The organism is Novosphingobium sp. PC22D, from assembly GCF_002556635.1.
In the GTDB taxonomy this organism is placed as follows: Bacteria; Pseudomonadota; Alphaproteobacteria; order Sphingomonadales; family Sphingomonadaceae; genus Novosphingobium.
Window position 1 is genome coordinate 23360 of the sequence record NZ_MWMO01000015.1, and the last position, 12677, is coordinate 36036.

Annotated in this window: 9 protein-coding genes; 8 read left to right on the forward strand and 1 reads right to left on the reverse strand. The window is 68.4% G+C overall.

What is annotated here, in order from left to right; all coding sequences use genetic code 11:
• Positions 1-243: 243 nt before the first annotated feature.
• Genes B2G71_RS18555 through B2G71_RS18570 form a run of 4 tightly spaced genes read left to right on the forward strand, consistent with a single transcriptional unit; the run spans position 244 to position 6905 of the window.
• On the forward strand, positions 244-1629 hold the full coding sequence (locus B2G71_RS18555) for a TIGR03013 family XrtA/PEP-CTERM system glycosyltransferase (protein WP_098108210.1): 1386 nt from the start codon (positions 244-246) through the stop codon (positions 1627-1629).
• Positions 1629-3749, forward strand: coding sequence for an XrtA/PEP-CTERM system histidine kinase PrsK (gene prsK, locus B2G71_RS18560; protein ID WP_240530224.1), 2121 nt, complete (start codon positions 1629-1631; stop codon positions 3747-3749). Before B2G71_RS18555 ends, prsK begins: the two co-directional genes overlap by 1 nt.
• Positions 3746-5113 carry a PEP-CTERM-box response regulator transcription factor gene (prsR, locus tag B2G71_RS18565; protein WP_098108211.1) on the forward strand — a complete coding sequence of 456 codons (1368 nt, stop codon included), beginning with the start codon at positions 3746-3748 and terminating at the stop codon, positions 5111-5113. Before prsK ends, prsR begins: the two co-directional genes overlap by 4 nt.
• A 58-nt stretch (positions 5114-5171) precedes the next feature.
• Positions 5172-6905, forward strand: coding sequence for a tetratricopeptide repeat protein (locus tag B2G71_RS18570; protein WP_240530233.1), 1734 nt, complete (start codon positions 5172-5174; stop codon positions 6903-6905).
• Between the two features lie 21 nt (positions 6906-6926).
• Here B2G71_RS18570 and panB read toward each other — a convergent pair whose 3' ends face one another.
• Positions 6927-7799 carry a 3-methyl-2-oxobutanoate hydroxymethyltransferase gene (panB, locus tag B2G71_RS18575; RefSeq protein ID WP_098108213.1) on the reverse strand — a complete coding sequence of 291 codons (873 nt, stop codon included), beginning with the start codon at positions 7797-7799 and terminating at the stop codon, positions 6927-6929.
• A 233-nt stretch (positions 7800-8032) separates the two neighbouring features.
• Between panB and B2G71_RS18580 the strand changes: the two genes are divergently transcribed.
• The 4 genes from B2G71_RS18580 to B2G71_RS18595 all read left to right on the forward strand — a co-directional run bounded on the left by B2G71_RS18580 (position 8033) and on the right by B2G71_RS18595 (position 12661).
• On the forward strand, positions 8033-9583 hold the full coding sequence (locus B2G71_RS18580; protein ID WP_098108214.1) for an amino acid permease: 1551 nt from the start codon (positions 8033-8035) through the stop codon (positions 9581-9583).
• Between the two features lie 105 nt (positions 9584-9688).
• A complete protein-coding gene (locus B2G71_RS24560; protein ID WP_240530225.1) occupies positions 9689-10462 on the forward strand; it encodes a hypothetical protein in 774 nt (257 codons plus the stop codon).
• Between the two features lie 58 nt (positions 10463-10520).
• Positions 10521-12098, forward strand: a complete 1578-nt coding sequence (locus tag B2G71_RS18590; protein WP_098108215.1) for a DUF6504 family protein — start codon at positions 10521-10523, stop codon at positions 12096-12098.
• Positions 12095-12661 carry a GNAT family N-acetyltransferase gene (locus tag B2G71_RS18595; RefSeq protein WP_206049454.1) on the forward strand — a complete coding sequence of 189 codons (567 nt, stop codon included), beginning with the start codon at positions 12095-12097 and terminating at the stop codon, positions 12659-12661. Before B2G71_RS18590 ends, B2G71_RS18595 begins: the two co-directional genes overlap by 4 nt.
• Positions 12662-12677 lie beyond the last annotated feature (16 nt).

Here is a 12677-nt window from a genome sequence, read left to right on the forward strand (position 1 = left end):
CGAACCGGTTAATCGATCTTCAGGATCGTATGGTTACCATTGGCTTGCCGAGGCCCGGCGCATTGTGCCCGAGCTTGCGAGCCGGCTGTAAACTGCGCCGACATTCGGCGAACGATCTCCCGTGATCGCCAATTCGGTTCAGCGCGGCGCATCGCGCAACCTGTCAGATTTACCGACATTTTACGCATTGGTCCTAGAGTCTTCGAGCGAGCCAACGAAGGTTCGAGAGAGACCCCGCGCACGATGATTCGTCTTTTCAAGCACTACATCCCGCATGCGGTCATCCTGTTGTGGCTGGTCGACGCGATTCTGCTGGTGGGTGCGAACGAGCTGTCTTGGCAGTTGCGTGCAAGCCAGATCGGCATGGAGCCCGCGGCGCTCTCCACCAGACTTGCCGCGCATTCCGGATTCGCGCTGATGATCCTCTTGGCCATGACTGCGGTCGGGGTATACGGATCGGATGCCTTGCGCTCGCTGCGCTTTGCCGGAGCGCGCATCCTCGTCGCGATCTCGCTTGGCGTCATCGCGCTTGCCTTCGTCGACTTCCTGCTTGGCGGCCAGACCTTCTGGCGTTCCACGCTGGCTTACGCCATGGGCCTTGCGATCGTTCTGCTCATGCTCAACCGCGTGTTGCTGGGCAGCCTCCTGGGAACCGCGGCCTTTCGTCGCCGCGTGCTCGTGCTGGGGGCGGGCAACCGCGCCGAGCGCCTGCGTCAGCTCAGTCACCGTCCCGAGGCGGGATTCGCGATCGTCGGCTATGTCGCGATGGGCGAGGCCGCGCCGGCCGTCGAGGAGGCGATCGCACGCGGGGCGATCCACAACCTCACGCGCTATGTCGAGAATCTCGGCGTCAGCGAGGTGGTCCTCGCGCTGGAGGAGCGGCGCAACGCGCTCCCGCTAAAGGACCTTCTGCGAATCAAGACCGCGGGCGTCCACGTCAACGAATTCTCCAGCTTCCTCGAACGCGAGACCGGCCGCGTCGATCTCGACACGCTCAATCCGAGCTGGCTGATCTTTTCGGACGGGTTCTCGTCCGGTCGCATGCTCTCTAGCGCGTCCAAGCGCGTGTTCGACGTCGCGGCGAGCGCGTTGCTGCTGGTTCTGACCGCGCCGCTGATCGTGATCTTCGCGGTGCTGGTGAAGCTCGACAGCAAGGGCCCCGCGTTCTTCCGGCAGACCCGCGTCGGGCTGTTCGGCCAGAACTACGAATGCGTGAAGCTGCGCTCGATGCGCACCGACGCGGAGGCCGACGGCGCCCAGTGGGCGACGGAGGACGACCCGCGCGTCACACGGATCGGCAGGTTCATCCGCAAGGTGCGCATCGACGAGTTGCCGCAGGCCTGGAGCGTGCTGAAAGGCCAGATGAGCTTCGTCGGCCCGCGTCCCGAACGGCCCGAATTCGTCGCCGACCTCGAGGAACAGCTACCCTACTACGCCGAACGCCACATGGTGAAACCGGGAATAACCGGCTGGGCGCAGGTCAACTATCCCTACGGCGCCTCGATCGAGGATTCGCGCAACAAGCTCGAATACGACCTCTACTACGCCAAGAACTACACGCCCTTCCTCGATCTGCTGATCATCCTGCAGACGCTGCGGGTCGTGCTCTGGCACGAGGGCGCGCGGTGATGGTGGTGGCCGCAGGCGATATGTGGATCTTCATGGGCCACGTCCTGGGCATTTGCGCCGCCATCGTCTGCGCCGCGCTGGCCGCGTGGCTCTGGCCGCGCCGCGCTGCGTTCCGACCCGCCGGAACCGCGATCGCCGCCGCGCTGCTGCTGACCGCGGTCATGGAGATCGCAAACGTCGCCGCGCCGCCGGGCAATCTTGGCGCGACGATCGCGGAATCGCTGCGCAACCTCGGCTGGCTGCTGGTGATCTACCGCCTGTTCTCGGGGGACGGCCGTCACGCCAGCCTCGCGCCGATCCGGCCGGTGGTGCTGTCGCTGGCCTTCGTCGAGTGCCTCCAGCTCTCGGCCGCCTTCGTGGTGACCCGGCTGCCCGATGCGGGACTGGCGCTGCGACCCCTCTTCGAATTCAGCATCATCGTGCGTCTTCTGCTGACCGTGGGCGCGCTGGTGCTCATCCACAACCTCTACGCGGGCGCTTCGCGCGATGTGCGCACGAGCCTGCGCTGGCCGGCGGCCGCGCTTGCGGTGGTCTACGGTTTCGATCTCAATCTCTACACCATCGCCTACCTCTCCGACGCCTGGCCGGCCGAGATCGCCGTGCTGCGCGGCGCGGCGACGATCATCATGGGCGGCCTGATCATGGTCGGGGCTTCGAAGGGGCGCGATTTCGTGCGCATCCGGCCCTCGCGCGCGGTGACCTTCCAGACCTTTTCGCTCATGGTCATCGGCATCTACCTCGTCGCCATGGTGGCCATCGCCCAGTGGCTCTCGTACATGGGCGGCGACTTCGCGCGGGTCATGGAGCTCGTTTTCGTGACGCTGGCGAGCGCGACCGCCTTGCTGGTCCTGCCGTCCAAGCGGGTGCGTGGGTGGCTCAAGGTGACTCTCGCCAAGCACTTGTTCCAGCACCGCTACGACTACCGCGAGGAATGGCTGCGTTTCACCCGCACGATCGGCAACAGCGGGTCGGAAGCGGCGCCGCTGGGTGAGCGGGTCGTCCAGGCCGTGGCCGATATTCCCGATTGCCCCGCCGGGCTGCTGCTGACTCCCGGCGACCACGGCGATCTCACGCTGGCGGCCCGGTGGAACTGGCCCGAACTCGAAGTCCCGGCGGCGGCAATCCCGACGGCCTCCGTCGGCTTCTTCGAGCGCGAGAACTACATCGTCGATCTCGACGACATCCGCGCCGAAGACGAATTGTCGGCGATCCGCGAGCAGATTCCGGCCTGGCTGATCGAGGCGCGGCAAGCCTGGGCTCTGGTGCCGTTGGTGCACTTCGAACGTCTGATCGGCATGGTCGTGCTCGCGCGGCCGGCGCTGGTCCGCAAGCTCGACTGGGAAGATTTCGATCTGCTGCGCGTCGTCGGCCAGCAGCTCGCGAGCTATCTCGCGGAGAACTCCAGCCAGGAAGCCCTGGCCGAGGCGAGCCGCTTCGACGAATTCCATCGCCGCATCGCCTTCGTGATGCACGACATCAAGAATCTCGCGAGCCAGCTTTCGCTGCTCGCCCGCAATGCGGAAAAGCACGCCGACAATCCCGAGTTCCGCGCCGACATGCTGGTGACGCTGCGCAATTCCTCGGACAAGCTCACCGCCCTGCTCGCCCGGCTCGGGCGCTACGGCAAGGGCGCGGTCGACCGGCTCCAAACGGTATCTGCCGAAGACGTGCTGGCCCGCGTGATGAGCCACTTTCAGGGCAATGAGCAGGTCGTGCTGACCCAGGCGCAGAACATCGCCATCACCGCGAACGTCGATTCGCTCGAACAAGTGCTGGTCCATCTCGTCCAGAACGGACTCGACGCGAGCCAGTCCGAATCCCCGGTTTTCGTGTCGGTAAGCACCGAAGGCCTCAACGCGCGGTTCGAAGTTCTCGATTCCGGATCGGGAATGTCGCCCGATTTCGTCCGGCACAAGCTGTTCAAGCCGTTCTACTCGACCAAGAACGGCGGGTTCGGCATCGGCGCCTTCGAGGCCCGCGAGCTGGTTCGCGCGATGCGCGGGCGGCTCGAGGTCGAATCGCGCGAAGGCCTGGGCTCGCGTTTCGTGGTCCGCATTCCGCTGAGCGCGGCGACCGACATCTTCGACAACATCAACGGCATCGAACAGAGAGTGGCATGACCAGCGAAACCAAACCCAAGCTTCTCGTCGTCGAGGACGACGCGGGGCTTCAGGCACAGCTCAAGTGGGCCTACGAGGATTTCGAGGTCATCCTAGCCGGCGACCGTCCCTCGGCGCTCGCGCTCCTGCGCTCCGAGGCACCCGACGTGGTCACGCTCGATCTCGGCCTTCCGCCCGATCCCGACGGCACCTCCGAAGGCTTTGCTGTGCTCGACGAGATCATGGCACTCAAGCCCGATACCAAGGTCATCGTCGCCTCGGGCCACGGCGCTCGCGAAAGCGCGCTCACGGCCATCGCGCGCGGTGCCTACGATTTCTACCAGAAGCCCGTCGACATCGAGGCGATCGGCCTCATCGTGCGCCGTGCGCTGCAGCTCCACCGCCTCGAGGCCGAGAACCGCAAGCTCGCCTCGAAGGTCGAGAAGGAAGAGCAGGTGCTCGGCCGCCTGATCACCGCCGCGCCCGAGATGGTTCGGGTGGCGCGCACGATCGAGCGCGTCGCCAACACCAAGGTCTCGGTCATGCTGCTCGGCGCGAGCGGCACCGGCAAGGAACTGCTGGCGCGCGGCCTGCACGATGCGAGCGACCGCGCCGACGGTGAGTTCGTGGCGATCAACTGCGCCGCGATTCCGGAGAACCTGCTCGAAAGCGAACTGTTCGGCCACGAGAAGGGCGCCTTCACCGGCGCGGTCAAGACCACGCCGGGCAAGATCGAGCAGGCCGCCGGAGGCACGCTGTTTCTCGACGAGGTTGGCGACATCCCGCTCCAGCTTCAGGTCAAGCTGCTGCGCTTCCTGCAGGAACGGGTGATCGAGCGCGTGGGATCGCGCGAATCGATCCCGGTCGACACGCGCATCGTTTGCGCCACGCACCAGGATCTCGAGGCGATGATCGCCGACGGGCGGTTTCGCGAGGATCTCTACTACCGGCTCGCCGAGATCGTGGTGAAGATCCCGAGCCTGGCCGAGCGGCCGGGCGACGCGATCCTGCTCGCCAAGGCATTCCTCTCGCGCTTCGCCAAGGAAATGAACCCCAAGGTGCGCGGCTTCGCGTCCGACGCCCTGACCGCGATCGATTCCTGGCCCTGGCCCGGAAACGTGCGCGAGCTCGAAAACCGGGTGAAGCGCGCGGTGATCATGGCGGACGAAAAGCTGGTCGGCGCAGTCGATCTCGACCTCGAAAACCCGGACGAGCAGGCGGTGAGCGCGCTCAACCTCAAGTCGGCGCGCGAGCTTGCCGATCGCAAGGTCATCCGCCACGCCCTGGCGCGCAGCGAGGGCAACATTTCGAGCACGGCCAAGATGCTCGGGATAAGCCGGCCGACGCTCTATGACCTGCTCAAGCAATACGATCTCAGCGCCTGATCCGGCACTGACGCGATGCACGAGGGCGTGGCCGCTCGGGGCGGCCTTCCTGTTGCTCGTGTCATCGCTTGCCGGTCCGCTGGGAGCCCAGGACGGCGGCGCTGCGGCGTTGATCGGCGAGGCGCGCGAGGCGATCCGGCGCGGCGACGGGATCGATGCCGAGGCGAAGCTGGCCAAGGCGCTGAAGGCCGGGGCCCCGCGCGAGGCGGTCGCGGCCTACATGGGCGAGGCGCTGCTGACCGAGGACGACCGGGACGCCGCCCGCGCGTGGCTTGAAGCCGGGCAATTCGATGAGGAGAGCGCCTTTGCCGGGTGGCGCGCGCTCGGTCGGCTCGAACAGGCCGAGGGCAATCTGCCGCAGGCGGGCAGGGCCTTCGACAAGGCGCTCGCGATCGACCGCGAGAGCGCGGACTTGTGGATCGAGATCGGGCGGCTGCGCTACGCGGGCGGCGAGCATGCGCTGGCGATCGACGCGGCCGAGCAGGCCGTGGCGCTCGATCCGCGCGACGTTGCCGCGCTGACCTTTCGCGGCCAGCTCATCCGCGACCGCTATGGCCTCATGGCGGCGCTGCCGTGGTTCGAGACGGCGCTGACGCTCGATCCGCGCGACGGGCCGGCCTTGCTCGAATATGCCGCGACACTGGGCGAACTCAACCGCGCGAGCGAGGCGGTGGCGCTGACGCGGCGCGTGCTCGAGATCCAGCCCGGCGAGCCGCGCGCCTACTACATCCAGGCGGTGATCGCGGCGCGCGCGGGCGACTACGGACTGGCCCGCGCGCTGATGAACCGCACGCGCAACAAGCTGGAAGACGTGCCCGCGGTCATGCTGTTCGACGCGGTGCTCGATCTGGCCGAGGGCAATGCCGGGGCGGCGGCCGAGGAGCTCGAATTGTTCCTCGAGCGCCGGCCGACCAACGACCGTGCGAAGATGCTGCTGGCGCGGGCGCTCTATCTCGACGGGCAGTACCGGTACCTGACGCGGCGCCTCGGCCCCGAAGTCGAAGAGCCCGGCGCCGACCCCTACGTGCTCACGACGGTGGCCCGCGCCTGGGAAGCGCTGGGACGGCGTGACCTCGCCGCGCCTTTGCTCGATCGCGCTGCGGCGCCGCGTCAGGCGGGATTCAGCGTCGAGCCCGAACAGGGCGCGATTGGCGTCATGCTGGCGGGCGATCACCCCGCCGAGGCCGAACGCATCGTCGATGGCTATCGCCGCGCCTTGCCGGGCAACTACACGAACGAACTGCTTGCGGGCGATGTCGACCTCGTCCTCGGGCGCCCGCGCGAGGCGGAGAAGCACTATGCCGCCGCAGCCGAAATCCGCATGCCCGCTTCGTTGCTGAAACGTCGCTTCCAGGCCTTCGCGCTCGCCGGCGACATGGCCGAGGCGCAGGCGCTGGTCGAAAGCTATGTGTCGCAGAACCCGACCGACCGGACCGGCCTGCGGCTCGCGGCGCTGCTCGCGCTGGCCGAAGGCGACGGCACCCGCGCACGGGCGCTGCTCGACTACCTGGCGACGACCGGAACGGGGCGCGACGTGCAGTTGCTCTCGGATCTGGCGCTGGTTGAGGTGCGCCTCGGCGATTCCGTCGCCGCGCGAGCGCGGGCGCGGGCGGCCTATCGCCTGCAGCGCGCCAATCCGGTCGCGGCGCAGGCGCTCGGGGTTGCGCTCACCGCGCTGCGGCAGCAGCGCCAGCAGGCGGCGGCGCTGCTCGACAAGACGCGGCTGCTGATGGGCGACAGTCCGCTGCTCGCAGAGGCGCGCCTGCGCCTCGCCGATCAGGCGCAGGGCTGAAAATCGCGCCTCCGCCCGAATTCAGGGCTTGGGCTGGTAGGTCTGCTCAGGCCCCGGAAACGCGCGCGAGCGCACGTCCTCGGCGTATTTGGCGGCGGTTTCGCCGATGAATCCGGCCATGTCGCCATAGCGCTTCACGAAGCGCGGCACGCGTTCGAACATGCCGAGCATGTCCTCGGTCACGAGCACTTGTCCGTCGCATTGGGCCGAAGCGCCGATGCCGATGACCGGGATCTCGATCGATTGCGTCAGCGAAACGGCGATCGGCTCGATCACGCCTTCCACGACGACCGCGAAGGCGCCGGCATCGGCGACCGCCTTGCCGTCGGATATGATCTTCTCATGCTCTTCCTGGCTGCGCCCGCGCGCGGCGTAGCCGCCCAGCGCATTGACCGCCTGCGGGGTAAGCCCGACATGCGCCATCACCGGAATGCCGCGCTGCGAGAGGAAGGCGATGGTCCCGGCCATCGCCTGCCCGCCCTCGAGCTTGACCGCCGCGGCGCCGGTCTCGGCCATGACCCGGCTGGCCGCTTCGAAAGCCTGCTGCGGGCTTGCCTCGTAGGAGCCGAAGGGCATGTCGACGATCACCACCGCGTGATAGCTGCCGCGCACCACCGCCGCGCCGTGGGCGATCATCATCTCGAGCGTCACCGGCAGCGTCGAGGGGAGGCCGTAGATCACTTGCCCCAGCGAATCCCCGACGAGCAGCATGTCGCAGTGCGGATCGAGCAATTGCGCCTGCCGTGCGGTATAGGCCGTCAGCATGACCAGCGGCTCTTCGGTCTTCCCTTCGAACTTGCGGCGCTTGATTGCCGGGACGGTGAGCCGCTTCATCGGCTGCGGCGTGGGGTTTGCGCGGCTGGTCGCCGTGTCGAGCTGGAAGGTCGTGGACATGGCGGGGCTTCTAGCGCCGGCGAGCGGTCCCGCAAAGGGCAAGCTGGTTCGCAAACGATCGCCGGGCTTTGCTCACCCGCCCCGACGGTCGTTCTCATCGTGCTCTTCGGTCTTTTCCCGGGGTTAGTTGCGTGAAGCGGGATTGCGCGGTGCAAAAAAGAGCATAAGCATTACGCCTTGCACTCGATGCGGCGGTCGGGTCCGTCGCGCGCCTCGCAGGAGCCTTTCCCCGCATGATTTTCGGACGCGTCAAGCCGCTCGACGCCATTCTGGCGACGGCAGAGAAGAAATCGCTCACCCGCACGCTCGGCGCTGTTCAGCTTACGTTGCTGGGTGTCGGCGCGATCATCGGAACGGGTATTTTCGTGCTGACGTCCGAGGCGGCGCAGAAGGCGGGGCCGGGGATGATGTGGGCCTTCGTCATCGCCGCCGTGGTCTGCGGCGTCGCGGCCTTGTGCTATTCCGAGATTGCCTCGATGGTGCCCGTCTCGGGCTCGGCATACACCTACACGTATGCTGTGATGGGCGAACTGCTCGCCTGGATGGTCGGATGGGCGCTGATCCTCGAATACGCGGTCGCGGCGAGCGCGGTCTCGGTCGGCTGGTCGGGTTATTTCGTCGGTCTGCTCAATTCCTGGGGCATATCGCTGCCCGAGGCCCTGGTGGTCGGGCCCTATGCGGGCGGCATCGTCAACCTGCCCGCGCTCGTCATCGCGCTGCTGGTGACGTTGCTGCTGATGGTCGGCACGACCGAGAGCGCGCGGGTGAACGCCGTGCTGGTTACCATCAAGGTCACCGCGCTCACCGTGTTCATCGTGCTGACGCTGCCGGTGCTCAAGGGCGAGAACTTCGAGCCGTTCCTGCCCAACGGCTGGTTCGGCAACGGCCACGGCGCCGGGCTCGGCGCGGTCGGTGCAGCGGCCTCTATCTTCTTCGCCTACGTCGGCTTCGACGCGGTCTCAACCGCGGCCGAGGAAACCAAGAACCCGCAGAGGAACGTACCGATCGGGCTCGTCGGCAGCCTCGCGATCTGTACCGTGTTCTACCTGCTCGTGGCCGCCGGCGCGATCGGCGCGATCGGCTCGCAGCCGGTCTCCGGGCCCAACGGCGAGATCCTCGCGCCCGGGACGCCCGAGCTTGCGGCGCAGTGCCAGGCGCTTGCCGCCGCGGGCACCGAGCCGCTGGTCTGCTCGCGCGAGGCGCTGGCGCATGTTCTGCGCGAGGTCGGGTGGGAGCGGATCGGCGACCTGATCGGTGTCGCCGCCTTCCTCGCGCTGCCTTCGGTCATCCTGATCATGCTGTTCGGCCAGACGCGCATCTTCTTCGTCATGGCGCGCGACGGCCTGCTCCCCGAGAAGCTCGCCACGATCCATCCCAAGTGGAAGACGCCGCACATCGTGACGATGATCACCGGCGTCGCGGTCGCCTTCTTCGCTGCCTTCCTGCCGGTCGGCCAGCTCGCCGACATCTCGAACTCGGGCACGCTCTTCGCGTTCTTCATGGTGGCGATCGCGGTGCTGATCCTGCGCCGCACCCAGCCCGACCGTCCGCGTCCGTTCCGCACGCCGCTGGTCTGGGTGGTCGCGCCGCTGGCGATCCTGGGAACGCTGGGCCTGTACGCCAACCTGCCGTTCGAAGCGAAGATGGTCTTGCCCGTCTGGGGCGGGATCGGGCTAATCGTCTATTTCGCCTACGGCTATCGCAAGAGCCACGTCGGCCTGGGTCATATCGAGGTGCACGAGGATGATCCCGACGCGCCGCCGCAGCCGGTGCCGCCGGTCTGAGGCGCGTCCGTTACGGATGAGGGAAGGGGGCCGAGCGCCCCCTTCTTTTTTGCCCTGTCCAAACGGGCCATTGCCAATCACCGAGTCCAAGAACATAAATGGAACATGATTCAGGCACCCCCCGATCCCATGGCCGATTCGGCGCTCGATCCGGCCACTTTTCCGATCCCCGCGGCGGGCGCGCTCGTGGCCAAGCGCAGGGCCGAATGGCGGCCCGGCGCGGCGTTGGCGGACGTCCCCCATGGCGAAATCTTCGCCGCAGGCTCCGAAGCGGCCGGAGCCGCGCTTGCGCTTGCCTTCGCGCTCGACCACATGCGCGCCCGGCGCTCCGATCCGGTCGCCGACGTGCCCGACGAGCGCATGTGGCTCTGGGTGCAGGACCGCGAGGCGTTGCGCCGTACCGGCAGGCCCTATCGTCCCGGCTTGCCGCAAGGGCTGCGCCACCGCTTGATTCACGTTGCCGCGAAGAGTCCGGAGGATGCGCTCTTCGCGCTCGAGGAGGGGTTGCGTTGCCGCGATCTCGCCTTCGTCATCGGTGAGATCGCGGGCAATCCCCGCGCGCTCGACTTCACCGTCTCGCGCCGCCTGACGCTGGCGGCCGAGCGCCACGGCGTGCCGCTCTGGCTGGTGCGGATCGACGCCGCGCGCGACTTGTCCTCGGCGCGGATGCGCTGGCAGGCCGCGTCCGCGCCTTCGATACGCCCGCGCTGGAATCCGCAGGCGCCGGGAACGCCCGCCTGGCGCGCCGAGCTGTTCCGCGCGCGGCGTCATCCCCCCGGCGAATGGGTGCTGCGTGACGAGGGTGCACTGGCGGTGAGGCCGAATGCGGACGGGGCGGATGAAAGCGGCGTGATCCGGGCCGAACGGGCTCTGGCATGAGAGGATCAGCCATGCCGCTCAGGACGAGCGATGTGGTGCTCAGGAGAAAGGCGCGCGTATGACCGAACCGCGTGCTGATCCGCGCATCCTTGCGATCTGGTGCGCGCGGCTGGCGGTCGATCGCTGGCGGTTGGGCGCAGGGCTCGCGCCGGGGGAGGGTGCCGACGCCGCGCCGCTCGCGCTGGTGACCGAGACCGCGCACGGACCGCGCATCGTCGCGGCCAACGACGCGGGGCTCGAGGCCGGCGCGCAGCCGGGCATGATGCTCGCCGATGCGCGCACGCTGTGCCCGGACCTGGCGGTCGCGCCGTCGGACCCGGCGGGTGATCTTGCCTTCCTCGAGAAGCTCGCGCTCTGGTCGCAGCGCTGGGGGCCGTGGAGTGCGCTCGATCCGCCCGACGGCCTCCTCGTCGACGTGACCGGGGTTGCCCACCTGTTCGGCGGCGAGGAGGCGCTGCTCGCCGATGCCCACGCGGCCTTTGCGCGCCGCCGCCTCGCCGTGCGCATGGCGATCGCGCCGACCGCGGGCGCGGCCTGGGCGCTTGCTCATCACGGGCGGGCGGGCACGCAGGCGCAGACCATCCTGCGTGCGGGCGACGACCCCGCCACGCGCCTTGCCGGACTGCCGATCGCGGCGCTGCGGCTCGATGCCGATACGCTCACCGTCCTGCGCCGGCTGGGCCTCAAGCGGCTGGGCGATCTCCACGGCGTCCAGCGCGAGGCGCTGGTACGCCGCTTCCGCAATCGCCGCTCGGCCGCGGCCAATCCGCTGATCCGCATGGACCAGTTGCTTGGTCGCGTGCCCGAGCCGCTCCTGCCGGTGCTCGCGACCGAGGCGCCGCTCGCGCAGCGCCGGCTGGTCGAGCCGATCCGCCACCGCGACCTGCTCGACCGTGTCGTCGCCGACCTTGCCGCCGATATGGCGCGCCAGCTCGAGGGCAGGGGCCTTGGTGCGCGGCGGCTTGAGCTCGACTTGTGGCGCGTCGACGGCGAAGTGATCGTGCGCCGGCTCGAACTGGCCGCGCCGAGCCGCGACGCGTCGCATGTCGCGGGGCTGTTCGACCGCCGGCTCGAAGGCATCGATGCCGGGTTCGGCTTCGAGATGGTGCGCCTGCGCGCCTCGTGGACCGAGCCGCTGGCGCTGGTTCAGGCCGATATCGAGCGCTCGGCCGAGAACGGCGGCACCAGCCTTGCCGCCTGTGTCGACCGGCTTGTCGTGCGTTTGGGGGCGGATGCGGTACGCCGCCCGGTGGCGCGTGCCAGCCACATGCCCGAGCGCGCGCAGCGCTGGCAGGGCCCGCTTGAGCCCGAGAAGACCTCGCAGGCCACCTTCGAGTTCCATGTTCGCCCGGCGAAGTTGCTTGACCGCGCCGAACCGATCGCGGTGATCTACGAGACGCCCGACGGATTGCCGCGCCGGTTCCGCTGGCGCGGCGGCGTCCACGAGGTCGCGCGCGCCGAGGGGCCCGAGCGGATCGCACCCGAATGGTGGCGCGAGCGCGGCTCGGCGCGGCTGCGCGACTATTACCGGATCGAGGATGAGGAGGGACGCCGCTACTGGATCTATCGCAGCGGTCTCGCCGGCGACGGCCGCGGCGGCACGCCCGGATGGTTCCTGCAGGGGCTGTTCGCGTGAACGGGGGCGGCTATCGTCCCGCGATGATCCCCGATATCCAGACTGCGCGCCTGCACTTGCGCGCGCCTTGCGGCGGCGACTTTCCGGTCTATCGCGCGTTCTTCGCCGATGGGGACGCTTCGCGCTTCTATGGCGGGCCGCTCGACGAAGCGCAGGCCTGGCGCGTCCTGGCCACCGATATCGGCCATTGGCATCTGCGCGGATACGGCCGCTGGGCCGTGGTCGTGCGCGACAGCGGCACGATGATCGGCGGCTGCGGCCTGTGGTGGCCGCAGGGCTATCCGCGTCCAGAGCTGACCTGGTGGATCGTGCCTGCCGCGCGCCGCCTGGGCTATGCCCTCGAAGCCTCGCGCGCGGCGGTGGCCTTCGGCTATCGCGATCTCGGCTGGGCCCTCGTCGAGACCCATATGCGCGACGAGAACCTTGCCGCGCGCGGTCTCGTGCGGAAGCTGGGCGGGACCATGATCGCCCGGGAGACCTTTCCCGACGGCATTGCCCGCAATGTCTACGGCATTCCTTGTCCTCCGTGTCCCAGTGCCGACGATCCCGCCAGAACGGCGTAATCACCGGAGGCTCACG

Bases quoted from the DNA above. Each gene is read 5' to 3' on its own strand.
- panB (WP_098108213.1), bottom strand. From the start codon at position 7,799: ATGTCCACGACCTTCCAGCTCGACACGGCGACCAGCCGCGCAAACCCC.
- prsK (WP_240530224.1), top strand. From the start codon at position 1,629: ATGGTGGTGGCCGCAGGCGATATGTGGATCTTCATGGGCCACGTCCTG.
- B2G71_RS18590 (WP_098108215.1), top strand. From the start codon at position 10,521: ATGACCGAACCGCGTGCTGATCCGCGCATCCTTGCGATCTGGTGCGCG.
- B2G71_RS18580 (WP_098108214.1), top strand. From the start codon at position 8,033: ATGATTTTCGGACGCGTCAAGCCGCTCGACGCCATTCTGGCGACGGCA.
- B2G71_RS18555 (WP_098108210.1), top strand. From the start codon at position 244: ATGATTCGTCTTTTCAAGCACTACATCCCGCATGCGGTCATCCTGTTG.
- prsR (WP_098108211.1), top strand. From the start codon at position 3,746: ATGACCAGCGAAACCAAACCCAAGCTTCTCGTCGTCGAGGACGACGCG.
- B2G71_RS24560 (WP_240530225.1), top strand. From the start codon at position 9,689: ATGATTCAGGCACCCCCCGATCCCATGGCCGATTCGGCGCTCGATCCG.